Annotated in this window: 23 protein-coding genes; 20 read left to right on the top strand and 3 right to left on the bottom strand. The window is 44.0% G+C overall.

Annotation, left to right across the window (positions count from 1 at the left end):
* Positions 1-63: 63 nt before the first annotated feature.
* From ACDJ59_RS11985 to ACDJ59_RS11975, 3 genes are all read left to right on the top strand, one after another.
* Positions 64-1308 carry an MFS transporter gene (locus tag ACDJ59_RS11985; RefSeq protein WP_413409088.1) on the top strand — a complete coding sequence of 415 codons (1245 nt, stop codon included), beginning with the start codon at positions 64-66 and terminating at the stop codon, positions 1306-1308.
* 81 nt (positions 1309-1389) lie between these two features.
* On the top strand, positions 1390-1983 hold the full coding sequence (locus ACDJ59_RS11980) for a DUF1349 domain-containing protein (RefSeq protein WP_413409086.1): 594 nt from the start codon (positions 1390-1392) through the stop codon (positions 1981-1983).
* A gap of 39 nt (positions 1984-2022) precedes the next feature.
* Positions 2023-2664, top strand: coding sequence for an HAD family hydrolase (locus ACDJ59_RS11975; protein WP_127548321.1), 642 nt, complete (start codon positions 2023-2025; stop codon positions 2662-2664).
* On the opposite strand, the gene ACDJ59_RS11970 is transcribed toward ACDJ59_RS11975, so the two are convergent.
* On the bottom strand, positions 2661-3476 hold the full coding sequence (locus ACDJ59_RS11970) for an AraC family transcriptional regulator (RefSeq protein ID WP_076249418.1): 816 nt from the start codon (positions 3474-3476) through the stop codon (positions 2661-2663). The genes ACDJ59_RS11975 and ACDJ59_RS11970 overlap by 4 nt on opposite strands.
* A 296-nt stretch (positions 3477-3772) precedes the next feature.
* Between ACDJ59_RS11970 and ACDJ59_RS11965 the strand changes: the two genes are divergently transcribed.
* The 3 genes from ACDJ59_RS11965 (at position 3773) to ACDJ59_RS11955 (ending at position 6651) form a co-directional block, all read left to right on the top strand.
* On the top strand, positions 3773-4915 hold the full coding sequence (locus ACDJ59_RS11965; protein WP_413409085.1) for an NAD(P)/FAD-dependent oxidoreductase: 1143 nt from the start codon (positions 3773-3775) through the stop codon (positions 4913-4915).
* On the top strand, positions 4912-5199 hold the full coding sequence (locus ACDJ59_RS11960) for a hypothetical protein (protein ID WP_413409083.1): 288 nt from the start codon (positions 4912-4914) through the stop codon (positions 5197-5199). Before ACDJ59_RS11965 ends, ACDJ59_RS11960 begins: the two co-directional genes overlap by 4 nt.
* A gap of 216 nt (positions 5200-5415) precedes the next feature.
* Positions 5416-6651: a cytochrome P450 gene (locus ACDJ59_RS11955; protein ID WP_413409082.1), complete on the top strand. Its 1236-nt coding sequence runs from the start codon at positions 5416-5418 to the stop codon at positions 6649-6651.
* A gap of 98 nt (positions 6652-6749) precedes the next feature.
* Here the strand turns inward: ACDJ59_RS11955 and ACDJ59_RS11950 are convergent, their stop codons facing one another.
* Positions 6750-8189 carry a DHA2 family efflux MFS transporter permease subunit gene (locus tag ACDJ59_RS11950; protein ID WP_413409788.1) on the bottom strand — a complete coding sequence of 480 codons (1440 nt, stop codon included), beginning with the start codon at positions 8187-8189 and terminating at the stop codon, positions 6750-6752.
* 282 nt (positions 8190-8471) lie between these two features.
* Here ACDJ59_RS11950 and ACDJ59_RS11945 point away from each other — a divergent pair, with 282 nt between their 5' ends.
* The 13 genes from ACDJ59_RS11945 to ACDJ59_RS11885 all read left to right on the top strand — a co-directional run bounded on the left by ACDJ59_RS11945 (position 8472) and on the right by ACDJ59_RS11885 (position 24160).
* Positions 8472-9077 (top strand): TetR/AcrR family transcriptional regulator, encoded by a 606-nt coding sequence (locus tag ACDJ59_RS11945; protein ID WP_339301292.1) that lies wholly within the window; start codon positions 8472-8474, stop codon positions 9075-9077.
* A 45-nt stretch (positions 9078-9122) separates the two neighbouring features.
* The gene (locus ACDJ59_RS11940) at positions 9123-9656 is read left to right on the top strand and encodes a GNAT family N-acetyltransferase (RefSeq protein WP_413409080.1); all 534 of its coding nucleotides are present in this window, start codon (positions 9123-9125) and stop codon (positions 9654-9656) included.
* Positions 9657-9729: 73 nt separating this feature from the next.
* The gene (locus ACDJ59_RS11935) at positions 9730-10404 is read left to right on the top strand and encodes a response regulator transcription factor (protein WP_413409079.1); all 675 of its coding nucleotides are present in this window, start codon (positions 9730-9732) and stop codon (positions 10402-10404) included.
* Entirely contained in the window at positions 10401-11771 is a 1371-nt protein-coding gene (locus tag ACDJ59_RS11930; RefSeq protein WP_413409077.1) for a sensor histidine kinase, read from the top strand. Before ACDJ59_RS11935 ends, ACDJ59_RS11930 begins: the two co-directional genes overlap by 4 nt.
* A 225-nt stretch (positions 11772-11996) precedes the next feature.
* The gene (locus tag ACDJ59_RS11925) at positions 11997-12980 is read left to right on the top strand and encodes an alpha/beta fold hydrolase (protein ID WP_413409075.1); all 984 of its coding nucleotides are present in this window, start codon (positions 11997-11999) and stop codon (positions 12978-12980) included.
* Between the two features lie 264 nt (positions 12981-13244).
* On the top strand, positions 13245-14477 hold the full coding sequence (locus tag ACDJ59_RS11920; protein ID WP_413409073.1) for an alpha/beta hydrolase family protein: 1233 nt from the start codon (positions 13245-13247) through the stop codon (positions 14475-14477).
* Between the two features lie 89 nt (positions 14478-14566).
* Positions 14567-16597, top strand: coding sequence for a serine hydrolase domain-containing protein (locus tag ACDJ59_RS11915; RefSeq protein WP_413409787.1), 2031 nt, complete (start codon positions 14567-14569; stop codon positions 16595-16597).
* 216 nt (positions 16598-16813) lie between these two features.
* Positions 16814-18937 carry a serine hydrolase domain-containing protein gene (locus ACDJ59_RS11910; protein WP_413409072.1) on the top strand — a complete coding sequence of 708 codons (2124 nt, stop codon included), beginning with the start codon at positions 16814-16816 and terminating at the stop codon, positions 18935-18937.
* 57 nt (positions 18938-18994) lie between these two features.
* Complete coding sequence (locus ACDJ59_RS11905) at positions 18995-19936, top strand: alpha/beta fold hydrolase (protein ID WP_413409071.1); 942 nt, start codon at positions 18995-18997, stop codon at positions 19934-19936.
* Positions 19937-20111: 175 nt separating this feature from the next.
* Complete coding sequence (locus ACDJ59_RS11900) at positions 20112-20486, top strand: hypothetical protein (protein WP_413409069.1); 375 nt, start codon at positions 20112-20114, stop codon at positions 20484-20486.
* A 2-nt stretch (positions 20487-20488) separates the two neighbouring features.
* A complete protein-coding gene (locus ACDJ59_RS11895; RefSeq protein WP_413409067.1) occupies positions 20489-22207 on the top strand; it encodes an ABC transporter ATP-binding protein in 1719 nt (572 codons plus the stop codon).
* Between the two features lie 454 nt (positions 22208-22661).
* Complete coding sequence (locus tag ACDJ59_RS11890; RefSeq protein WP_413409066.1) at positions 22662-23084, top strand: MarR family winged helix-turn-helix transcriptional regulator; 423 nt, start codon at positions 22662-22664, stop codon at positions 23082-23084.
* Positions 23081-24160, top strand: coding sequence for a threonine aldolase family protein (locus tag ACDJ59_RS11885; protein WP_413409064.1), 1080 nt, complete (start codon positions 23081-23083; stop codon positions 24158-24160). The genes ACDJ59_RS11890 and ACDJ59_RS11885 overlap by 4 nt, the downstream gene beginning before the upstream one ends.
* Before the next feature lie 177 nt (positions 24161-24337).
* Here the strand turns inward: ACDJ59_RS11885 and ACDJ59_RS11880 are convergent, their stop codons facing one another.
* On the bottom strand, positions 24338-25255 hold the full coding sequence (locus ACDJ59_RS11880; protein WP_413409062.1) for an AraC family transcriptional regulator N-terminal domain-containing protein: 918 nt from the start codon (positions 25253-25255) through the stop codon (positions 24338-24340).
* A gap of 368 nt (positions 25256-25623) precedes the next feature.
* Here ACDJ59_RS11880 and ACDJ59_RS11875 point away from each other — a divergent pair, with 368 nt between their 5' ends.
* Positions 25624-26610, top strand: a complete 987-nt coding sequence (locus ACDJ59_RS11875; protein ID WP_413409060.1) for an aldo/keto reductase — start codon at positions 25624-25626, stop codon at positions 26608-26610.
* Positions 26611-26677: the final 67 nt, after the last annotated feature.

The raw sequence follows: 26677 nt of genomic DNA, 5'->3' as shown, positions 1-26677 counted from the left end.
GGTTTGCCGCTGCGAGAAGTTGGAATTCGCAGCGGTGAAAACCGCAGAAGGAAGGGATATCGATTGAAATTGCTTCAAGATTTGCCGAAGAATCCACGCTACTCCATTTTACTCGAACCGGTATGGGCCATTCCGGGCACGATCGTTCTATTCTACGCTCCTTTATATATGAAGGAAGCCGGACTTTCGGACATAGAAATCGGTTTAATCAATTCGGTGAATCTTTATTTTGCCTTTATCTTTCAATTGTTTGCGGGTTCCATTACGAATAAGCTGGGCCGGAAACGAACAACGCTGATCTTTGATCTGCTTGCCTGGAGTGTTCCCATGTTCATCTGGGCCTTCTCCCAGAACTTCTGGCTGTTCCTGATCGCTTATTTACTGAATGCTACATCCAAGTTTGTAACGGTCGCCTTTAACTGTCTGATCATAGAGGATGTGGAGGAACACAAACGATCAAAGGTGTTTGCCATTCTCAACATGATCATTACAGGAGCCGGGGTATTAACGCCAATTGCCGGGGTGGTCATTGCTGATTATGGTATTGTGCCTACACTCGCCAGCATTTACTTTGTCGGAGGCATCCTCATGACCGCCATGTTTTTCATTCGTAACCGATACACGGATGAGACCGAGGTCGGCAAGGAACTTATGGGATTGCATAGCAAAACCCGCGTGCTTCAGAGCTTGGGTTCCAGTCTGCGCCTGTTCGGCAAATCGTTCTACAAACGGAGACTTTTTCCGATTATTCTGATCACGGTGTTGTCCAATCTGATCTTGCAGCTGAATTTCTTCCAGGTCATTTTCTTCAAAGAACAGTTGAAATTTGATGACCGTGTCATTTCGTTTATCCCAGTAGTGACTGCGGTAACCGTCATGCTGCTCTATCTGGTCATCATTCCGCGACTGAAACGGCGTTCGGAAGAAAAGTATGTTGGTTTTTCCATTGTGCTTAGCACGGCCGGAGCCATTCTGTTTCTATTGATCCCTGTGGGGAGTATAGGGATGTTGTTTCTCACGCTAATCGTGCTCGCTGCGGGGAACTTCATTTTGCAGACGTACCGGGATTCCCTGTTGATGAACCGATTGGGTACGCATGAGAAAGCCGATATGTTCTCGGCCGTGCAGACCGTCATGACGCTCACAGCCATTCCATCCGGTTACCTGACGGGCCTGCTCTACCATCACAATCCAACACTATTGTTCAGTGTCATTCTTGGTCTATATGTCGTACTCATGGTCATTATGTTCTTCCTGCCAGATCCGCAAAAGCACTCCCAAGTGCTGGAACCTTACAAAAATATGTAGAAGAAGGGGTTTTCTGTATCTGGAGCGAATATGTAGTACAGAAAAAACTAGAAAATAACTTACTTGGGAGGCTGCTAACAAATGACTAACATAATGACAACAGAAGCACGGAAGCAATGGAGTTGGATGAACGAGCCCGAAAGCTGGTCCTATACGGATCAGGGAGGTGTGCTGGTGGAAGCGAAGGCGGACACCGACTTTTTCCAAGATCCAGCGGGCAAGCACATTCGTGCAACCGCACCATTTCTGTCCATGCCTGTGCCTGGCGATTTCGAAATCACAACCCAATTAACCGTTGATATGAAAAATCAATATGATTCCGGATGCCTGATGGTGATGGCGGATGATCTTAACTGGTGCAAAATTTGTTTTGAGTATGATGGGAAAGTGCCTACCATCGTGTCGGTAGTGACACGTGATGGTTCATCCGATGATTGTAATTCGGTTGAAGTCTCCGTACCTAATCCCTATCTGCGTATACGCAAAGTAGAGGGCTGCATATCATTCTTTTATTCACCCGATAGGGATGAGTGGAAACTAATTCGTTATTTCGGCATGCCGATACAAGGGGAACTTCGAGCTGGATTAGTTGTTCAGTCGCCGACTGGAACGGGCTGTACGTGTCACTTTTTATCGGTGAACGTTACTCATCCGGACTTGACCGCACGTTTCTAATCTGCTCCCCTGGCCGATCATTGGAGGGAGAACAGGCTCATGGTAAAAGCATTTATATTTGATTTTGATGGACTCATTGTCGATACAGAGACACCTTGGTATTATGCGTTTCGCGATATTTATGAAGAGCACGGAGTGGAACTTGGTCTGGAGCTATGGTCGAAAAATGTGGGGACATCCTTTGAGGAGTTTCATCCATTTCTGTATCTGGAGCAAGCGCTCCAAAAAAAGATAGATCATGATCATATCAAATTGCTCTCTGAACAGAAATACGAAGTCTATTTGGGACAGGCTGCCATTCTTCCAGGGGTGTATGAATTGCTTCAGTCTGCGAGGGAGAAGGGGATTCAGCTTGCGGTTGCTTCCAGCTCTACACGGGACTGGGTGCATGGTTACTTGCAGAAATTAGGCATTTTTGATTATTTCACAGTCGTTCATACATCCGAGGATGTGAAGCGAGTGAAACCGGACCCTGAACTGTACCTTCTTGCTCTCCAGAGTCTTGGGATCGAGGCTTCCGAAGCGATTGTGTTCGAAGACTCACCTAATGGCTTGAAGGCAGCCAATGCAGCAGGTATTCGGTGTATCATCGTGCCTAACGAGGTAACGCGTGGTCTGGAATTCGCCATGCATGAACTGCGGTTATCCTCGCTGGCCGAGATTGATATGGAGGCGCTTTAATCCAGATACTGCTTGCGTAGCTCGATAGGGGAGATCCCTTCGTATTTTTTGAACACTGATCCAAAGTAACTGGCACTGTTGAAACCAACGGCTTTGGCTATTTCATGAGCGGTCGTAGCGTTATTTTCGATGAGCATTTCCTTGGCTTTCAACAACCGATATCGCATCAGATATTCCAATGGAGTCATTTGAAATTCTTTTTTGAATATCCGATTGAGGTGCTGCTCGGTAACGTCCATCTGCTCAGCCAACATGGGGAGAGAAATATCCTGATGATAATTTTGTTTGATAAAAGTAATGAGTTCATCCAATCTTAATCGGGCATCAGAACGTTCGTAAGCACTATAGCGTTCACCTTCAATGGTTAATCTGACCAAAAGCATGTACAGTAATGCGGATACGTGCCAGATCTGATCCTTGTGCCGGGACTGCAGCGCCAACGTAATTTCACGCAACAGGATATGAAGCATTCCATCCGGCTTGAAGGCGCGCAGCTCCCCGATCTGCAAGGTATGCAAGAACCGTGGCAACAAATAGCCATTGAAAGACAGACAATCAAATCGTAATGAATCACTCAGATTGTGGTAACGGTAGGTTACCTCCGGGAACAAAATGAGAGCGGTCCCTTTTTTGATCGAAAATTCATGATTCTTTGCTGCGATTCGCCCTGTTCCTCCGATGCACTGTACAATGCTGTAATCCCGTGAATGGTCGCTCCAATTCATCAATTCATCAACAGTCAACTGGTTTTGCCCTGTAATCATGAGCGGCATATCGGTATCCAGCGGATTCCCCATACTAGGTTTCGGCATCGTCGTGTTATTCCTCTTTTCGTTAAAGGATCATGTGCGTAAGTGGCGTGGTTACAGCGTTAAAAGAAACCTAGAAAGAATTATATTACATAAATGGAATAATTTTAATTGAATGACGGGCAATATATAAAACGTTTTCATATAAATGCTTCAACAATTATTAATTGGATAAATGAGTATGAACTTTGGTCTGATCAGCCTCTATTTATGGATATAAAAGTACGGCCTGCCTTGCCAACAGAATGCGAAACGGTATACGCTATAAGGAATGAGTGATTAAAGAAAGGGATGCAAACATGAAGAAAGTCATCGTAGTCGGATCGGGTATTCTGGGGGCATCAACAGCCTATCAATTAGCCAAGCGGGGCGCAGAGGTAATCATCGTAGATCGAAAAGATATAGGACAGGCAACGGATGCAGCTGCTGGGATCATCTGTCCATGGCTGTCACAGCGACGTAATCAGGACTGGTATCAGCTCGCCAAGGCAGGTGCGCGATTCTATCCTGGCATCATAGCGGAGCTTAAAGCCGAAGGAGAAACGGAAACTGGTTATGCTCAAGTGGGCGCGCTTAGTATTCATACGGACGAGGACAAAATCAACAAGATGGAAGAGCGGGCCCATCTTCGCAAAGAGGATGCGCCGGAGATTGGCGACATTACACCTCTTGATGCCAAAGAAACCCGTGATCGTTTTCCTCTACTGGATGAACGTTATCAATCGGTACATATCAGCGGTGCTGCACGTATAGATGGAAGAGCGCTGCGCGATGCCTTAATCCGGTCTGCACAGCGGAATGGAGCGGAAGTGATTCATGGAGACGCCACGCTTCAATTCGAAGCGGATCGGGTCATTGGTGTGAGTGTTAATGATCAGAGTATCCTGGCAGATGAAGTCGTTGTCTGTGCAGGTGCATGGGCCAACGAACTGCTGAAGCCGCTCCGCATACACTTTAAGGTGCATTATCAGAAGGCACAAATTATGCATCTACATGTCACGGATGGGGAGGATACAGGCCGCTGGCCTGTGATCATGCCACCTTCTGATCAATATCTGCTGGCCTTTGATCAACAGAAGATCGTGATTGGTGCCACTCATGAAAATGATGTGGAGGGTTATGATACAAGAGTCACTGCAGGGGGCATGCAGGAAGTTTTGAATAAAGGTCTGGAACTGGCGCCGGGGCTAGCCAATAGCACATTCCAGGAAGTAAGAGTTGGGTTCCGTCCGTTCACACCTGGCTTTCTGCCAGTAATGGGGGCTGTTCCAGGCTGGCAAGGTCTGATTACCGCGAATGGACTTGGAGCCTCTGGATTGACCATGGGTCCTTTTATCGGGAGTCAACTGGCGAAACTAGCTCTCGGCACGGAGTTGGATATCGATATTGAGCCCTACACTGTTGGCAAAGCAATGGATGAAATTGAAAGAGGTGAGTCATGACATATTCACAACGTGTATCCGATGGAGCGAACTCGTCCGACATCATATATCTGGAGCATCAGATCGGTACGACAAAAGAAAAATTGCGAATAGCTTTGGAGAAACAAGAAACATACAAAAGCGAATTGTCGGAATTGAAGTCATCACCAATCAGGAATGCATCGGAAGACAGTTCTGAAGAGCAAATCTTAATGGAGAAGGCAAGCCAAACGAAGAACTTGATTGAAACCCTGTCTGAACAACTGGAGCAACTACAGGAAACATTGGCGAAACTAGGCGATTGATCGGTTCGTATGGCTTATCCCTCTGAAACACCGACAGAAATAATATACGATACGTATAAAACGAAAACCCGTTATATTAAAGGGGTTTTTCTGATTTAGTTCAAATGGTTTATATCAATAAATGAACGAATGGTATAAAATGGAATGAGGTGCTGAACTGTCAATTCAGGTACCCATGTAACCAATCACGAAACTATGCTGAGAGGTGGATTCCAAATGTATAAAGAAGTGATACGTGTTGAGGACATTACGGGGTTTCAGTCCAGATCTGAAGAGTTTTTCCCACTTCACTGGTTTCGAAAAATGCTGTCCGAGAATCCTGTGTACTATCACGAAGATACAGACACCTGGAATGTGTTCAGATACGATGATGTGAAGCAGGTCCTTAGTAATCATGAGTATTTTTCAGCCGAAGGAACCCGGACGACCATTGCCGTTGGAGCAAAGAACAATGAAGGCACACCTCCAGACAAATTAAACATATCAAGTATCGACCCTCCCCTTCATCAAAAAAGTCGTTCGTTGTTATCGGCTGCTTTTACACCGCGTAGTCTGAAAAACTGGGAGCCACGAATTCGCAACATTGCAGAGCAACTGGTAGCCGATATTGAGCCAAATACGACCATTGATATTGTTCAAGCGTTGGCCGCTCCTCTACCTTCGATGGTTATGGCCGATCTGCTCGGCATCCCTCTTACAGACAGCCATCGCTTCAAGAACTGGGTAGATATTCTGTTTCAACCCATCAATCCAAAGACAGCTGAGGAGAGTGAACTGAAAAAGCAAACTGCCGCGCAAGAGTACTATCAATTCCTGTATCCTATTGTGATTCATAAACGGACTCATCCTGGTGAGGATATCATTACCGATCTGTTGAACGTTGATGTTGAGGGGGAGAAGTTCACGGAGGATGAGGTTGTTCGCACGACCATGCTCCTGCTTGGAGCCGGTATAGAGACAACGAGTCATATGGTTTCAAATACGTTCTATTCCTTCCTCTACGATGACCCGAGCTTGTATGACCAACTCAGGCAGAACCCCGAATGGGTTCCGCTCGCAGTGGAAGAAATGCTTCGTTATAGGTTCCACAATGCCAAGCGACATCGAACAGTGAAGCAGGATAACCAACTGCTCGGAGTGGATTTGAAAAAAGGAGATGTTGTCATCTCCTGGATGAGTGCAGCCAATATGGATGAACAGATGTTTGAAGACCCGTTTGAGCTAAACATTCATCGTCGGAATAACAAAAGACATCTTACCTTTGGCAATGGCCCACACTTTTGTCTAGGTGCCCCGCTGGCAAGAATGGAACTCAGCATTGCCTTGACTGCATTTGTGGAGAAGATTGCTCGGATTGAACCAGTGGAGTCCTTTGATCTGGAGAATAATCTGGCCACTTCAGCTCCGGGACAGTCGTTGACCCATCTGCCAGTGAAGATCGTTGCGGAGTGAGAAGGAATCATACGGGACACAACCTAAAAAGCGGCAGATCAGACGTAAACGTCTTGATCTGCCGCTTTGTTATGCAAGCAAGTATTAGGCTGGACACCTTAATTTGAATTCATGGAAACTTTTTGTCTTACCACCTGTTTGATTTCTTCCTCTTTGGCTTGTTTGGTGCGTTTGATAAAGAAGGAAAGGACCAATCCCACAACAGCGATACCGATGATAACAACATAAGCATCATTGATACCCTGGATCATGGATTCTGTAGCAAGCTGTTGTTGACTGAGACCATTGGCTGCACCAGTCGCCATCATATCCTGTACGTGTGCCGATGTACGGGAGGTCATGACACTTACGAGCAATGAAGTACCTACAGCGCCAGCCACTTGTCTGACGGTGTTGGAGATAGCTGTACCGTGTGCACCAAGTCTTGGTGGCAGTTGGTTAAGTCCCGCAGTCTGAATCGGCATCATGAGCAGAGCCATACCAATTCGGCGGCCGGTAGACATTAATACCAGGTAACCATAACTGGTTGAATCCGTTAAGTCGATGAAACCAATTGTCGTCACGATGGTGATCACCATCCCGATAACAGCGAGCCATTTCGCTCCAAATCGGTCAAACAATTTTCCGGCTACTGGCATCAGGAAGCCCATGACAAGCGCACCCGGAAGGAGTAATAATCCGGACTCCAGTGCAGTGTAACCACGTGCGTTCTGGAGATACAAGGGAAGCAACATCATGTCAGCATACATGATCATTGTAATCGCGATACTAATGACCGTGGTCAAGGAGAACATGTTGTATTTGAATGCCCGCAGATCAAGCAGCGGAGTTTCAGAAACGAGCTGTCTCCATGTAAACAGGGCAAGAGAAACAATTCCAGCCGCAATACAGATAAGAACTTCTGCACTTGACCATCCCAGACTCCCTGCTCTGCTGAAACCATAGAGCAATGCGCCAAATCCGATCGTGGACAGCACCACACTGATTGTGTCGAACTTTGTGTTGACCCGTTCGGATACATTCTTCAGGTATACAAACGCAAAAGCAATGACAATAAGAGTTAATGGAATCATGCCGTAGAACATCGTTTGCCAAGAGTAGTTCTCGAGGATATAACCGGCAAGGGTAGGCCCGATTGCAGGGGCAAAAATGATGGCAAAACCAACCATACCCATTGCAGATCCTCGTTTTTCAGGGGCAAACAAGGTCAAAATAACGTGCATTAAGAGCGGCATGATAATGCCGGCACCCGCTGCTTGAATCATGCGTCCTGTCAGCAGTGTGCCAAAGTTATCTGCAAGAGCGGATACGATGGTACCAATCAGGAAAATAAACATGGAAGCTTGGAATAATTGCTTGGTTGAAAAGCGTTGCATGAAGTAGGCCGTAATGGGGATAAGCACCCCGTTCACCAGCATGTAACCTGTCGTTAACCATTGTGCTGTTGCGGCGGAGATGTTAAAATCACCCATCAGTTCCGGTGTAGCGACACTCATGATCGTTTGATTCAATGTTGCAAGGAAGGCTCCCAAAATCATGATAAACAGGATGGGGCCTTTCTTTACGGATAATTCTTCTTGTACTCTAACCTGACTCAATCCTTTTCATCCTTTCAAACCACGCGTGACTAAATTTACAACGTGTTGTATAGTTTACATTGTATTTATTGAATTATATACATATTCGGACAGATTACAATTTACGTTATGACGTGTTTTCGTCGTTTATTTTACAAATAAAATGAATATGTTGTGTAAATCAAAAATAAACGACTGATTGTTTAAAATTGTAATGTTTAAAATTTGATAGGAGGGATACACGTGAAAGACGAGAAGAAATCAGCCGTGGACCCAAGAATAGTGCGAACGCGTCAGTTAATTCGAGGTGCATTTGTTGAGTTGCTGCAGGAAATGGATATCGAAAAGTTGTCAGTGAACAAAATTGCCGAAAGAGCGACGATCAATCGGGTAACCTTCTACCTGCACTATCGTGATATTACGGATATGATGGAGAAGATGGCCGACGAGATGATTGAGAATATTGAACGGATCGTGGATGAATATGCTCCTCATTTTGAGAAACAAAGAACGGAAGAGGCTTGGCCTGTTCTGGTCAAGTTACTGGAGCATTTTGCAGAGAACGCCTCGTTCTATCAGGTGGTACTTGCTACAAAGCGCACACCGATTTTTACTGAACGACTGCTCAAATTGTTGAGTACGCTGGTCAAAGCCAAAATTGATCGGGTAGAAATGGAAGATGAACTCGAAGAATCCGGCATTCACAAAGAAATCGCAATATGGTACGGTTCTTCCGCCCTGATTGGAACCATCGTTGCCTGGCTGCGTAATGATATGCCATATTCACCTCATTTCTTGGCGAAACAATTCTCGTTGATTCGCTCGTACTCTTATAATGACCTGATATAATCATGCTACAATTGCACCTAACGTTAATAGAGGAGGGATAATGTGATGAAATATAGTGCAGAACGCATCTATGTGAGATTTTGGAATGTGGATGATGCCTCATTGCTTCTGGGTCTACAGATTCGCAACCGTGCGGAAATCGAGAAAATCTCAGCAAGTGATCGGGAGGAGTCTTTCTACAGCTCGGAAGGGCAAAGGTCACTTATTGAGAGCTGGAACAAGAAGAGAGAAGAAGGAAATCGCTATTCTTTTGGTATTTTTCTACATACAACGGATGAACTGGTCGGTGAAATTTCTTTGTTTGAGATCATATTGGATTCTACCCCAAAATGGATCGTTGGTTATGTGACGGATACTCTGCATCAAGGAAAAGGATATATGAGCGAAGCCTTGCAATGTGTAATGGAATTTGCCAAACACGAAACTGCAATTACTCGAATCGAAGCTGGCGCTGTACCCGATAATACAGGTTCCATCCGTGTCCTTCAAAAGGCAGGATTCAAGGAGAATGGGTCACAGCTTGTCCCAATCCAGGGAACTTTGAAAGAACATACGATGTTTGCTGTGGATATACTATAAGCAAGATGTTTTACTATTTACTATACAAGTTGAACTATATATTTAAACGTAACGGAGAGGACAGAAAAAAACTATGGCTACTATACTCGTTGCAGACGACGATGCGAACATTCGTGAACTCGTCTGTCTATTTCTCAAAAACGATGGATTCACAACAGTGGAAGCTGCGGACGGTAAGGAAGCTCTCACTATATATGGCGAAACTCCAGTGGATCTGGTCGTCCTTGATATTATGATGCCTGTCATGGATGGTTGGGCACTGTGCAAAGAACTCCGAAGAGCCAATCCCGACCTCCCGTTACTCATGCTGACGGCGAGAGGAGAGACTTGGGAGAAGGTGAAAGGATTCGAACTGGGTACGGATGATTATTTGACCAAACCGTTTGATCCATTAGAGCTGACCGCTCGTGTCCGAGCATTACTGAAACGATACAAGATCGGCTCCACACACACAATCCAGATTGGAAACGTCATTCTGGACCGTCAGACGTATAAGGTGATGAGAGGCACGGAGTCGCTTACGTTACCACTTAAGGAGTTCGAATTGCTGTATAAGCTTGCTGGAACACCAGGACAAGTCTATACACGTGAGCAATTGATTGATCAGATATGGGGTATTGATTACGCTGGAGATGATCGAACAATAGACGTACATATTAAGCGCCTGCGCGAACGATTCGCGACTACACCTGATTTTCGGATTGAAACGGTGCGTGGGCTAGGGTATAGACTTGAGGTCTATGAATGATCAGATCCTTATATATTCGTGTTGTTCTGACCTTTCTGGTGTCAGTCATCACAGGCACGATTATTTCATTTTTTATGTCAACCTGGATATTCGAAGATCAATTGAATGAAAATGCTCAAATTAACATACGCAACTTTGGCCAGGACGTTGTGCAGATTTATAAGACGCTGCCTGCTGATGAAGCAGAATCATTCGTTAGTAGAATGAAACAACTTGATTCGTATCATATTCGAATTTATGATGCAACGGGCAAGTTCCAGTCTTATGGGAAGCTTAACGAACATAAATCATCCCCCGTATCAACGGATCAACTCAAGAAGGTGTTAAACGGAGGGGTTGTGCAGGACACACCTAAAGGTATCGCTACCGTTCTTTTGGGGCTACCGATCAAGACGGAAACGGGTATAAGAGCGATGTTTCTAGAAACACTCTCACCGCCTTCAGCCTCTTTTGTGGTCCAGTTTGGCTTGATTTTTGCAAGCTGTTCCTTGATTGTAGGAAGTTTGTTGATTGTGGTTGCTTCTGTATATCTGGTTAGACCGATCAAAAAATTGACCAAAGCGACCAAACGGATTGCAGCTGGAGACTTCAACGTCAAGCTGAACATTAAACAAACGACGGAGATTGGTACATTGGCCCGCAGCTTTGAAGAAATGATGCATGATCTTCAGCAGTTGGAGCAGATGCGCAGGGAATTCGTTACAAATGTTTCGCATGAGGTTCAGTCTCCGCTCACCTCGATATCCGGTTACGCTTCGGCCCTGAAGCAAGTAAACCTCTCGGAACACGAGCGAAACCGTTACCTGGATATTATCATCTCTGAAGCAAAAAGAATGTCCAAAATGAGCGATAGCCTGCTCAAATTGAGTTTACTTGAATCGCAGTCACAGCAACTACGGCTGAGCTCCTTAAGCCTTGATGAACAGATTAGGCGGGTTATTGTCGCGCTTCAACCGCAATGGTCTGAGCGCAACATTCATTTCGAACTTGAGTTAGAGAACGTTAAGGTAACGGCTGATCACGACCAGTTAAATCAGGTATGGACAAACATCATCGGAAATAGCATCAAGTTTTCCAAGGATGGCGGTATGATCAAAGTCAGTATCGAAGAGGACTTCAAAAATGTGACTGTTCGAATATCCGACACGGGCATTGGAATTCCTCTGGAAGATCAGAAGCGTATATTCGACCGTTTTTTCAAGGCAGATCGTTCCCACAGTCGCAAATATGACGGGAGTGGTATGGGACTTGCTATCGTTAAACAGATCGTGTCCCTTCATCAGGGTGACATCCGAGTGGAAAGCGAACCTGGTCAAGGCACGACCTTTATGATCACGTTGCCCATTCATCCACCAACGGATAGTTAGGCTCACAGGATAGGCCAATGAATAGAATATCCATCGGATTATCTAAACCGAATTATCATGCCATGTGTAACATGCAAGCTTTCTTGTATGTTATACGTGGCTTTTTTTTGCTTGTTCATATTCCGTTCATATTGACGTCACGGGCAGTACATTTTCATTGGATAAGATTTCATTAGCAGCAAAGAAGACAACCGAACAAACAGTTCAAGACAGGAGAAGATGAGCGTGACACAGCCAGAGGAAAAGAAAACAAAGAATAGATCTAGGGCCAAAAAAGTGAGAAACATGATACTGAAAATAGTCGGAGCCATCGTAATCGCTATTATTCTATTTCTAGGTATTGTTTATATCACCAATGTGATCAGTAGCAATTCAGAGGCGAAGAAGATAGAGTCCTATGGTCAGCACGTATCTGTAGACGGTAAAAATATGAATGTGCTCATTCAAGGCGAAGGCAAGGAAACGATCGTGCTTCTGCCTGGCTATGGAACAGCAACACCAGCTCTTGATTTTAAGCTGCTCATTGATGAGCTATCACCATATTACAAAGTAGTTGCAGTTGAGCCTTTTGGTTATGGATTAAGTGATGAAACAGAAAAAGAAAGAACCACAGAGAATATCGTAAGTGAAGTTCATGAAGCTCTGCAGCAACTTGATATTCATCAGTACATGCTCATGGGTCACTCTATTGCAGGCATTTATGGCATTGATTATGTGAACAAATATCCGGATGAAGTAACTGCTTTCGTCGGTATTGACAGTAGTGTTTCCACCCAACCAAGTATTACAGATGCGAAGTTCCCATTAAAAACGTTTGCTCTTCTCAGAAATACAGGTCTCTTAAGATTAATGATGAAAGTGAATGCAGACCCTTATGAGGGACTTGCATTTGATGATCAGACGGTTGAGCAGATGAAAATGATCTCAAATAAAAACATGTATAATCCCACGTCATTAAACGAAATGGATCATATTTATTCCAATTTTCAAGGGGCTCAGGGTTTAACTTTCCCTAAAGACCTTCCACTTCTACTCTTTGTACAAGCAAATAATGAAGGTGTTGAAGGATGGATACCGCTGCATGAAGGGCAGATCAAAGATTCGGTACATGGAAAAGTAATCACCATGGATGGCGAGCATTACTTGCACCATACGTTATTTAAAGAAATAGCTGAAGATGTAAGAGCATTCATGAACGAAGCGAAGTAAAAATTCTGTAAAAGTCCGAGATGAGAGAGAGGAATTCAATTGAGATTATTTGAGATACTGTTAGTTCTATCCTGTTTCGCGTTACTCGTAGACCTACTATTTATTACAAAAAGTGCAAAGAAAACAGGCTGGGGTTTGGGAATAGGAAGTAGCGTTATATTATTAGTTCAATTGTTTGTTGAGGGATACAGATGGCAGTTGCTTCTGGTATATATCATGACGGCTCTATTCATAATTATCGTTTTATTCAGACATTCCGAAAAGATGATGAATCTTAAAATAGGGAAGTTCTTGAAATATAGTTTATCTTCCTTAATCGTTATTCTGCTTGTTGGTTCTACCGTCTTGTCTGTATACTTACCTGTTTTTAATCTGCCGAAGCTTGATGGTCCAGAGAAGGTGGGTACTCAAACCTTTCATTTAACAGACCAGAACAGAGACGAAATCTTCACTGAAGATCAAAGCGCTAAGAGAGAACTAATGGTTCAAGTTTGGTACCCAACTGAAAACAGCAATAATAACAAGCGTGACACGCTGTTTCCAAAAGATAAAGAAATGTTCAAAAAGTATATTCAGAGCTTCTCTAATTCTTTAAAACTGCCCGAATTTTTGCTCGACTACTTGAAGTATAGTCAAACCAACTCTTATGAAAATGTTGAAATATTACCTTCTACAAGTCCTTATCCCGTGGTACTACTATCTCATGGTATGGGAACCAGTAGAGTTCTACATGTATCACAGGCCGAGAATCTGGCCAGTCATGGGTATATCGTGGTCACCATCGATCATACGTACAGCACCTTTGCTACTCTTTTTCCAGATGGCCGTGTAACGGATTATAAAAAAAGCACAACTACACTAGATGAACGTACAAAAACAGGGAGTATATGGACGAAAGATGTGGAGTTTGTAATCGATCAAATCGAAAAGCTGAATTCAGGTGCAATCGAAAGTCAGTTTAAAGGGAAAATCGATCTAGATCACATCGGCGCGATGGGGCATTCTTTTGGGGGTGCAACCGCGTTTAATGCAACGTATTTAGATCAGAGAATCAAGGCTGGGGTTAATATGGATGGGTCACTATATGAAGTGGAAAATAGAGATGATATAAACAAGCCGTTTATGTTCATCCGATCGGGAAGTTTTGAAGACTGGTTCGCCAACTTTGAAATAGATAGAAATTCGGAGGATGAAGTAACTAAATCTCTTTCAGATGAGCTGCACATTATGAAAAATGTTATGAATCATGGGGGAAAAGTGATCTATGTAGAAGGAACCCAGCACTTCAATTTCACGGACCTTCAGTTCTATTCAGAGCTGGTTAAACTGTCCGGTATCACAGGAGATATCAATGGTAAAAGAGGATCAAACATCGTAAATCAATATGTACTCGATTTCTTTAACAAGCAACTGAAAGGAACGGGTGGAGATCTGATTCAGGGACCAAATGACTTGTATCCGGAGGTGAAATTTGTAGACCCAGAAGAAATCAAATAACCAAAACACTTAAAATTCAGGAGATGATGTGAGTGGGACGACAAAAGGGAAAACGAACTTCAATCGCCGTGTTAACGCTGGCATTAACGATGTTAGCTCCAATGTCTGCAATGGCTGCGCCTCCTACAAGTAGCAGTGATTTTACGTATGAACCAACCAAGAAAACGGTGATGGAGAAAGCCAAGTTACTCACCGAGAAACATGGAATCACAAGTCTGCAATATGCCCTTGTCGATGGTGGCGAGATTGTGGTGTCCGGTCAGACGGGTAAAAACGATAAAAACAACAAGGTGCCTCTTACGCCGGATACGATCTATGGCATAGGATCAACGAGTAAAATGTTCCTCACCGCTTCTGTTATGAAGTTAGTTGACGAAGGCAAGGTGGATTTGGATTTGCCTGTTGTGAACTATATACCTGATTTTCAGATGAAAGATCATCGCTACAAACAAATCACACCACGCATGCTGTTGAATCATTCTTCCGGTCTGCTGGGCAGCACGGGCAGCAATGCCACATTGTACGGGGATAATGATACGTACTCACATGATACTTTTCTGGACCAATTGGCGAGTCAAAACCTGAAGGCAGATCCCGGCGCGTTCTCGGTGTATAGTAACGATGGGTTTACGTTATCCGAGATTATGGTTGAACGTGTTAGCGGCATGAGTTTTACAGCTTTTATACACCAATATTTTACGGAACCTTTAGACATGAAACATACCAAAACACCACAGGATGTGGTTGACACGGCAGCAATGGCGGGAATCTATTCTCCTATGTATGAGGGTCAGCTTCCACAAGAGAATTATAATGTTATCGCTACTGGAGGCATTTATTCCACCGCTGAAGATCTTGCGAAGTTTTCACAAATCTTCACGGGAGAGGTCCAAGGCATTCTTACCGATAAGTCTGTAGAAGCCATGGCACAAGAAGAGTACAAAAAAGGCATGTGGCCAGAGGGTGGCGATACGTCTATATCTTACGGTTTAGGGTGGGATAGTGTAAATCTGTACCCATTCAGTGAATACGGTATCAAGGCAGTAACAAAAGGTGGAGATACCATATCGTATCACTCATCATTAGTCGTACTGCCGGAATATAATCTGGCTGCAGCCGTTACCTCATCAGGTGGGACAAGTGCCAAAGATCAGTTCATTGCGAGTGAATTATTACTCAGCGCACTTGAGGAAAAGGGCATCATTACAGAACGGAAGCCGGAAAAATCATTTGGTGTGCCTGTGAAGGCAGATATACCTAAAGAAATAGCCACGAATGCAGGTATATATGGCGGCAATAATTCGGTTAAGAAGATCGAAATGAATACTGCTGGACAAATGACTGTATCCACACCCTCAGCTCCAAGTGATCCGGCTCAAAAATACACCTATACAGCAGATGGTACTTTTGTTAACGATGAAGGCACGGAAAAGTTGAAATTTGTTAAGGAGAAGAATGGAAGGACTTATCTGTGGTATCGATCTTATATATCCTTGCCAGGACTTGGACAATTGGCTTTCTCCGAGTATAAAATGGAGAAGCTGGAAGCTAATGAATTATCCCAGGATATAACGGCCTCATGGGAGCAGCGTGAAGGTAAAAAATATTACCTGCTGAATGAGAAATATACATCAACGGTTTATCTCAATTCGGCACCAATTCTCCCTATTCATTTGGACAAAGAGACCCCTTGGTATGTATCCAATACTAAGATTATTGGAGCAAACGAAGCAGTCACGGAGCTGCAAATCCCTGGCCTGGCTGGACGTGATACAAAGGAGATTTATTTTGCTAAAAAGAACGGAGTAGAGTACATTACAGCCGTTGGTAGCATATACGCCAGTGAGGAAATGGTACAACCACTCTATTCGGGTAAACAATCTCTAGCAACGATTCAAGCAGATGGATATGCCAGATGGTTTTCGTTACCAGCAACGGTGAAAGGAAAAGTCATGACGGTTAAAATGCCTGCAACTGGCGCCTTTGCCGTATATGATCAGAAGGGTATTTGTATTAATCACACCGTAGTCAGCGGTAAGAATGAGGTTATTTTACCAGAAAACGGCCGCATTGTATTTGCAGGTGACGTGGATTCCACATTTGAAATTTCATTGAAATAGATGAGTCTGTAACCCCTTTAAGTAGACACTTAAAGGGGTTATTTTTATGGCAAAAAAGGACCACGGATCGTGAATCATCATGTACTCAAACATTATTTTGCCTGTTCATATTCGGTTCATATAGACGTCACGAGCAGTCCATTTACATGGGTTAAGCTTATTTTAGCACCAAAGCTAGATACTCTAATAAAGAGATACTGACAGGAGAAGATGCAGATGATACAACAAGAGAAAATGGACGTGGTCAAGAGAACAGTCAAAAAACGAACTTCAATTGCAGCTTTAACTCTAGTGTTAACGATGTTAGCCCCGCTATCTGCAATGGCCGCACCGACTGCCATGAATAACAACAGTAACCTTACGTATGAGACAACAAAGAAAGTTGTGATCGAAAAAGCCAAATTACTGACTGAGACGTATGGCACGACGAGTCTGCAATATGCGCTCATCGATGGTGGAGAGATTGTGGTGTCCGGTCAGACGGGCAAGAACGATATAAACGACAAGGTGCCTCTTACTTCGAACACCGTCTATGGCATTGGTTCAACCAGTAAAATGATGCTTACAGCCGCTGTAATGAAGCTGGTTGACGAAGGCAAGATTGATTTGGATGCGCCTGTTGTGAACTATATGCCTGACTTTAAAATGAAAGATACCCGATACAAACAGATCACACCCCGTATGTTGCTGAATCATTCCTCCGGTCTTCTGGGCACCTCAACCAGCAATGCCACATTGTACGGAGATAATGACACGTATTCACATGATACGTTTCTGGAGCAATTGGCGAATCAAAACCTGAAGGCAGATCCCGGCGAATACTCAGTCTACAGCAACGATGGCTTTACGTTAGCCGAGATTCTGGTCGAAAGAGTGAGCGGCATCGGTTATACCGCATTTATACACAAGTATTTCACGGAGCCTTTGGATATGAAACACACCAAAACACCACAGGATGTGGTTAATCCGTCAGACATGGCGGCAATCTATTCCCCTTTTTATGAGGGACCACTTCCAAAAGAGAATTATAATATCATCGGTACTGGAGGTCTGTATTCCACCGCTGAAGATCTGGTCAAATTTTCAAGAATCTTCATGGGAGAAGTTGATGGTATTCTTTCCAGTAAGTCTGTAGAAGCTATGGCGCAAGAAGAGTATAAAAGAGGCATGTGGCCAGAGGATAGCGATACGCTGATGTCTTACGGGTTGGGGTGGGATAGTGTGAACTTGTTCCCATTCAACGAATACGGCATTAAGGCCGTTATGAAAGGTGGAGATACGTTATCTTATCAGTCTTCATTAGTGGTACTTCCGGAATACAATATGGCTGCAGCCGTTATCTCTTCAGGCGGGTCAAGCTTAACCAATAATTTCATTGCGAATGAATTATTACTCAGCGCACTTGAGGAAAAGGACATCATTACAGAACGGAAGCCAGAAAAATCATTTGGCGTCCCTGTGAAGGCAAATATGCCTAAAGGAATATCCAAGTATGCAGGTATATATGGCGGCAATAATTCGATCATGGAGATCAAAATAAATAAGGCTGGACAAATGACTGTATCTTCACTTACAGCTCCGAGTAATCCGGCTCAAGAATACACATATACAGCAGATGGTACTTTTGTTAATAACGAAGGTACAGACAAGTTGAAATTCGTTGTGGAGAACAATGGTAAAACCTACTTGTGGTCACGATCTTATATATCCGTTCCAGGACTCGGACAGCTGGCTTTCTCAGAATATAATGGGGAGAAGCTTGAAGCCAATAAATTATCCAAGGAGATTAATGCCGCATGGGCAAAGCGTGATGGTAAAAAATATTATCTGGTGAATGAGAAATACACATCAATGGTTTATCTCAATGCTTCATCGATCCTGCCTATTCATATGAATAAAGAGAATCCAGGGTATATGTCCAATCATAAGATTATTGGAGCAAACGAAGCAACCAATCTTTTGCAGATTCCGGGTACTGCCGGACGTGATACGATGGACATTCAATTCTCTAAAAAGAACGGTGGAGAGTATCTTACAGCCTTAGGTTATGTATACGCCAGTGAGGAACTGGTAAAACCAATCTATTCGGGTAAACAATCCGCAACAACCATTCAAGCAGATGGATATGCCAAATGGTTTTCGGTACCAGCGACTGCGAAAGGAAAAGTCATGACAGTGAAGATGCCTGCAAAGGGAGCCTTTGCTGTCTATGACCAGACCGGAATTTGTATTAATCACACCGTGGTCAGCGGTGAAAATGAAGTTGTTTTACCAGAAAACGGTCGTATTGTATTTGCAGGTGAGGCTGGTTCTCAATTTGAAATTACATTAAAAAAGTAAAATGAATAGCGTTTCAAACGGCTGTACAACAAACGAACTCAACAGGAGAACACCACCATGATGAAAAAAATATTAATCATTTTGCTCAAAATATTCGGAGCCATCGTTATCGCTTTTGCATTATTTATTGCCACTGTTTTTATTGTTAATGTATTCAGCAACAAATCAGAGGAAGGGAAAATAAAACCCTATGGTCAGACCGTAGCAGTTGACGGGAAAAACATGAACGTGTTGATTCAAGGAAAAGGCGAAGAAACGGTCGTATTACTTCCCGGATATGGAACACCAGCTCCAGCCCTTGATTTCAAACCGCTCATCAATGAGTTATCACCATTTTACAAAGTTGTTGTCATTGAGCCTTTTGGTTATGGATTAAGTGACGTAACTGAAAAAGAGCGTACCCCTGAAAATATGGTTAGTGAAATTCATGAAGCGTTACAGCAGCTTAATATTCATCGTTACACGCTCATGGGTCACTCCATTTCAGGAATTTACGGACTGGACTATGTGAACAAATATCCAAACGAAGTAACTGCCTTTGTCGGGATTGATAGCAGCGTTCCAACGCAGGGAGGTAACGATGATCCATTTCCAACCGAAACCTACAAGCTGCTTAAAAAATCAGGATTCTATCGATTGTTAATGAAACTGGCCCCTGATCAACTGATTGCACCCAATGTTGATGATGAAACCAGAGAGCAAATTAGAATACTTTCACTCAAAAATACGTTTAATCCGAACAACCTGAATGAAGGTGAAAACTTTGGTCCTAATTTCAAAGCAGTTGAGAACCTGTCCTTCCCCAAAGATCTTCCTGTGATTTTCTTCTTACAAGCGAATGATACCGAAACGGAAGGCTGGATACCCTTGCATGAAGAGCAAGTCAAAGATTCTGTGCATGGAAAAGTGATGACATTGGAGGGAGAACATTATTTGCATCACACCCGATCCAAAGAAATGGTTCAAGAATATAGAAAGTTTATGAGTGAGATAAAATAGTGTCGCCAACAAAAGAAGTCGCGAAATCGCGGCTTTTTTCTGTTAGGGAGATGGTGAATATACATACTTCGTTATCTATTGGAAAATTTAGGTTGACACTTCTTTTTGTCGCGTATACAATCGTATACATGAACACGTTGTATACATATGTATACACGTAATGGGGGTGGCACAAATGAGAGATCGTCCTATCGAAGAGATGGATGGAAGTGTACGTCAAGGTGAGCGTCCGAGACGCGATATGAGTGACAATGAGCAACGTAGTGAACGTTCCAGACGTGGAAGAGGTCATGGTGAACATGAGGGAAAACGGGGCCGTGGTGCGCAGACATTCCGTCGCGGCCGAATTCTTGTATTTCTGGAACAAATGCAGAATCGGAGAACAACGCTTGTCCGACAACTTGGACAGGAGGAGTATGAACATATTCGCCCGGTGATCAGTGGGGAGTTAAAAGCTATTGATCAGGTCATCGACGAGTATATCCATCTTTTCGAGCTGCAAAATGAAGATGTAAACCCCAATAAGGATCTGGAGAGTGAGAGTGAATAAGTATGATTCGTCGTTTTTTTTCGTATTATCGTCCCTATAAAAAACTGTTTTTGATTGATTTTGGATGCGCTGTACTCGCAGGTCTTCTGGAGTTGGCTTTCCCCCTTGCCGTCAGCAAATTCATTAATGAATTGTTGCCAGGTCAGGATTGGCCTCTCATTATGCTTGCCTGCGTCGTGCTGTTATCCATCTATGCACTTAATACCGTATTGAACTATGTAGTTACATATTGGGGACATATGCTGGGCATTAACATTGAGACCAACATGCGTGAGAAGATGTTCGCTCACTTGCAGAAGCTGTCCTTCCGGTTCTTTGATAATCGTAAAACAGGCCACTTAATTGGTCATCTTACGAATGATCTGAATGATATCGGCGAGGTTGCTCACCATGGACCTGAAGATGTGTTCATCGCAATAATGACATTAATCGGATCGTTCTGGCTGATGGCTAACATTAATCTGGAGCTTGCGCTGCTTACCTTTATCATTATCCCAATTATGGCTTGGGTCATTATCGTATTTGGTGGTCGCATGACAAAGACGTATCGGCGACTTTTCGGAGACGTCGGCAATTTCAATGCGCGTATTGAAGACAACGTCGGGGGTATGCGTGTTGTGCAATCGTTCGCCAACGAAGAACATGAGAAAGAACTTTTTGCAGTGGACAATCAGAATTTCCGTAAAACCAAACTGCTTGCCTACAAAACGATGGCGAAAAGTATCTCGGTCAGTTATATGATGATGCGACTAGTTACGGTATTTGTCATGATTAGCGGGGCATGGTTTTATATCGATGGCAGAATCAATATGGGTGAATTTATGGCCTTCCTGCTTCTGTCCAATATCTTCTTCCGTCCAATCGAGAAAATTAACGCTGTCATTGAGAGTTATCCGAAGGGCATCGCTGGTTTCAAGCGGTATCTAGAGATCATTGATACGGAACCTGAAATTGCTGATAGCAAAAACGCAGTTGAATTCGAAAGTGTGAAGGGTGATATTCGCTTCGAGAACGTCTCGTTCGGATATGAATCCAGTCGGCGTATTCTAAATGATATCAGTCTGTCCGTTCGACCAGGCGAAACGGTTGCTTTTGTTGGACCTTCGGGTGCAGGCAAGACGACCATCTGCAGCTTGCTGCCAAGATTCTATGAGGTAGAAGAGGGACGCATTACCGTAGATGGTGTGGACATTCGGGACGTTAAGCTTGAATCGTTACGCAAGCATATCGGAATTGTTCAACAGGATGTATTTTTGTTCTCGGGTACCATTAAGGAGAATATTGCCTATGGTGACCTGAGTGCAACGGATGAACAAATCTGGGATGCCGCTCGTCGTGCCTCGTTGGAGGAATTAATTCTTACGTTGCCAGACGGTATGGATACGGTCATTGGAGAGCGTGGAGTCAAGCTGTCCGGAGGACAGAAGCAGCGGCTATCCATTGCTCGTATGTTCTTGAAAAATCCACCCATTCTTATTCTGGATGAGGCAACCTCTGCTCTGGATACGGAAACGGAAGCACTGATCCAGCAATCACTCGCTGAATTGTCGGTGGGTAGAACGACACTCGTGATTGCGCACAGACTGACGACCATCAAGAATGCGGATCGAATCATTGTAGTGAACACCGATGGCATCGCTGAACAGGGTAACCATGAGGAATTGGTCGCCGCTGGAGGAATATACAGCCGTCTTCATCAGGTGCAATATAGTCACTCTTAATCCATATAAATTGAATTTACACTGGCCACTCCGATGACAGAACAACCTTCCGATCGCTGTTATCCCCAGATTTTTTTATTCCTTCTATAAAGAGGAAAATCCGAGGATAGCGTATGCTTCCGATGTAGCTTTCTTGCAGAAAGCTTTTAGGCGAACGCTTCGCTTCTTCAGGTTCTTTCTGTCCTCTCCGTTTTGTGTAAATGTTTAGTCAATTTATATAGAAACTTAAGCAGCTGACTAAGTATCTGGTCAAGTATCTAAACAAGTAAACCTTGCTGCGCATATGCGCGGCTTTTTTTATTGATAGGATATTAAAAATGAAGTTATAAAATGCTATGCAAAATATAATGTTGACAACGTCCACTAACGTGATTATTATAATGTTGACAATGTCCACTAAAAAGGAGGGTTTGACATCGACTCTCAGTACATAAATCCAGATATACTGGCTGACATGCGACGTTTTAACCGTTTTTATACCAACATACTCGGTGTACTCGACAAGCATATTCTCGGAACAGGGTATTCGTTTGCGGAAGTACGGGTCATTATTGAAATTGGAATTCGGGGAGAGAGCATTGCGAACAATTTGGTGGATACACTGACCATTGATCGCAGTTATATGAGCCGAATTGTGAACAAGCTTTCCAAGGAAGGACTGTTGGTGAAAGTGAATTCTGCTGCCGACAGCCGGGTCAGTCTGATTCGTCTTACTGTCAAGGGTGAGGAACTGTATGCCCAATTGAATGATCGATCCGATCAACAGATCCTGAAGCTGATGCAAGAATTGAATGAAGAAGAGATTCAAGAGGTATACACCTCCATGATGAACATACAAGAGAAGTTGAACAAGAAGGCAGGAGAGACAACACGATGATACGATTTGAATGTGATTATAACGAAGGTGCGCATGAACGCATTTTACAAAGACTGATGGAAACCAATATGGAACAGACGAGCGGGTATGGCACGGATGGACACTGCGAACGGGCGAGAATGCTTATTCGTCAGGCCTGTGACAATGAGCAAGCTGATGTTCATTTCTTGGTTGGTGGTACACAGACAAATACAACGGTAATTGCCTCTATTTTGCGTCCATATCAAGGTGTGATTGCTGCGACCTCGGGACACATTGCGGTTCATGAGACGGGAGCTATTGAAGCTACGGGACATAAGGTGCTCACAGTTCCAAGCGAGGACGGAAAGATCACGCCTGAGCAGGTTAGAGCCGTTTACGATGCGCACATGAATGAGTCGTCACCGGAACACTGTGTTCAACCAGGAATGGTCTACATATCCCAACCAACGGAGAATGGAACGATGTACAGCAAGGCAGAACTGCAAGCATTGCATACAGTGAGCAGAGCATGTGGTCTTCCGTTTTTCGTGGATGGAGCACGTCTTGGATATGCACTCGCTTCACGCGATTGCGATATGACACTTGCTGATCTTGCACGCTTGTGTGATGTGTTTTACATCGGGGGAACCAAGATTGGCGCATTGATGGGAGAAGCGGTTGTTATCCTGAATGATGCACTGAAACCGGATTTTCGTTATATGATCAAACAAAAAGGTGGCCTGCTTGCCAAGGGCAGATTGCTGGGTATCCAATTCGAAACGTTGTTCGAAGATGGTCTGTACCTCGATATTTCTCGCCATGCCGTAGATATGGCCTTGAGAATTCATGATTCACTCGAACAGCAGGGGGTACGCTTCCTGTACGATTCACCAACCAACCAGCAGTTTCCGATTCTGCCTGACCGTTTGCTTGAGAAATTACGCGGCGGTTATACGTTCACCTTCTGGGAAAAGGTTGACGATACACACAGTGCGGTGCGGTTCTGCACCAGCTGGGCAACTCGTCAAGAGAATGTGGATGCACTGACTCGTGATATCGCTCAATTATTGCACGGAGAGATCCACGTGCCAGAACGGGTCGAAGCATTGGTCTAATCTTGTTCATTAATTAAGGAGAACAGCTCCGATTTCCTTCTCATAAATATGAGTATTTTGAAAAATCCAAAAGCAATTACGCAGAATTCTGATACTGAAAAAAGGACAACTCATTGTGGTTGTCCTTTTTGGTTTGCCTTTTGTGTGATAGTTGTGAGATAGAGAGTACATACTCGGTTACTCACTCAAGGCCATGTCATATTTCTCTTTCAGCCGTCGGATATCGGCTCTTGGCGGCGCACCGAACATGCGTGCATATTCTCGGCTAAATTGAGAAGCACTCTCGTAACCAACCCGGAACGCTACATCTGCCGCGTCAGCAGATTCGGCCATCAGAAGTCGCCGGGCTTCCTGTAATCTTAATTGTTTTTGGAATTGTAATGGGCTCATAGCTGTGATCTCTTTGAAGTGACGATGGAATGAAGAGACGCTCATGCTGGCGGTCTCAGCCAGATCTTCAATGCGGAATGGCTGCTCCCAATGATGAACGATGTACTCAATCGCTTCTCTGATCCGATAAGTGCTGCTACCTTCAACCGCAATCTGCGCCAGTTCTCCTCCGTAAGGCCCTTGAAGGAGGCGGAACAGGATTTCTTTAACGTACAACGGAGCCAGAAACGGAATCTCTCCCGGCGTATCCAGCAATCGAACAAGTCGGAGTATAGCATCCTGAATGGACGATTCCATCTGACCTACAAACATGGCTCGTCTGGCGTTTTCGTTGAATGTTACCTTGATATTACATTCGTTAAGTACTTCGAGAATTTGGTTCGGTGTGAATTCGAGCTTGAGACTTAAGTAGGGTGCATCGGCGGATGCCTTGATAATCTGCCCGATGACCGGTAGATTCATGGAAGCAATCAGGTAATTGGAAGGTCCATATTCATAACGCTCCTGTGCGAGCAATACTTCTTTCAACCCTTGAACAATCACACAAAATGAAGGTTTATATACTCTGTATGCCGGTTCACTAATCTTGGAATGGTGATAGACAAACAGGGAAGGGATCGCCGTTTCCATTGCACCGTTATGATTGGAATGGCGTTTGATAAGGTCACTCAATTCCTGTTTTGATTGAAATAATTCTTCGGTCATACGTATCCTCCTCACGGATTTAACCTACTTACATTATAAAGCTTACCGTACAGAACCAAAAGAGGGTCTGAGAGGATCAGGCAATCAATTAAGACGATTGATATACCGCTTGCAGCCCATGACTTGGCATACTAAGAGTATGTTAACAGAGCCAAGCAATTAAAGTTTATTCGAAAAGTTGGGTGAACAAGGTGAAGTGGTTATCAAACCATGTGAGGCAAATTTTGATTGATAGGCTCGAATCACAGATCAAGTTCGAAGAAAATTCCGTACATCGAGAGATATACTTCACATGCTGGTTAGAGCTAGTTACCGAAGAGGTCGAGACAACATCCATTTACAGAACAAATTCAAGGAGAGTGTGAAATATGGAATATGTGAAATTAGGACGTACTGGTCTGGATGTCTCCAGATTATGTCTAGGTTGCATGAGTTACGGTGTACCGGAACGCGGAATGGCTCCATGGTCCCTGAATGAAGAGCAGAGTCGTCCGTTCATACAGAAAGCATTGGATGCCGGTATTAATTTCTTCGATACGGCCAATATGTATTCGGATGGAACCAGTGAGGAAATTGTTGGACGTGCATTGAAGGATTTTGCCCGTCGGGATGAGATTGTGCTGGCGACCAAATTGTTTTTCCGCATGAATGAAGGACCCAACGGGGCGGGGTTGTCCAGAAAAGCCATTATGAACGAAATCGACAACAGTCTCATGCGTTTGGGCACAGATTACGTAGACCTGTATCAGATCCATCGATGGGATAATAAAACTCCTATTGAGGAAACTATGGAAGCTCTTCATGATGTAGTTAAGGCCGGAAAGGTCAGATACATTGGAGCTTCTTCGATGTACGCCTGGCAGTTCATGAAAGCCCAATATACAGCTGAGCGTCATGGATGGACAAAATTCATCTCCATGCAGAACCATTATAACCTGTTGTATCGCGAAGAAGAGCGTGAAATGCTCCCATTATGTCAGGAAGAAGGCGTCGGCGTTATTCCGTGGAGTCCTCTTGCCAAAGGACGTCTGACAAGGGATTGGAATGAACAGACAGCGCGTTCAGGAATTGACCCTGCGGGGAAGGCATTCTATGAGAATGCAATGGTCGATGCTGATCGTCAAGTGGTGGAGCGAGTCTTGAAAGTCGCTGAGCAACGGGAGATTCCTCGTGCTCAGGTCGCTCTGGCCTGGTTGTTGCATCAAGAGGCAGTAACCGCACCAATTATCGGCGCGACCAAAATTCACCATCTGGAGGATGCAATAGCAGCCCTTACGGTGAAGCTGACCGTGGAAGAGATCGGTTTCCTAGAAGAAGCGTATGTACCGCATCCGGTAACTGGAAATCTCAGTTGATCCGAATTCTTAATGTTAAAGTCGCCATTCGGCGGCTTTTTTTTATAGTTATCTGATGAGTGAATTG

Origin of the sequence: Paenibacillus amylolyticus, from assembly GCF_047302515.1 — a bacterium.
In the GTDB taxonomy this organism is placed as follows: domain Bacteria; phylum Bacillota; class Bacilli; order Paenibacillales; family Paenibacillaceae; genus Paenibacillus; species Paenibacillus amylolyticus_G.
Note: the sequence above shows the minus strand (reverse complement) of the source record. Positions and strands in the feature narration are given on the sequence as shown.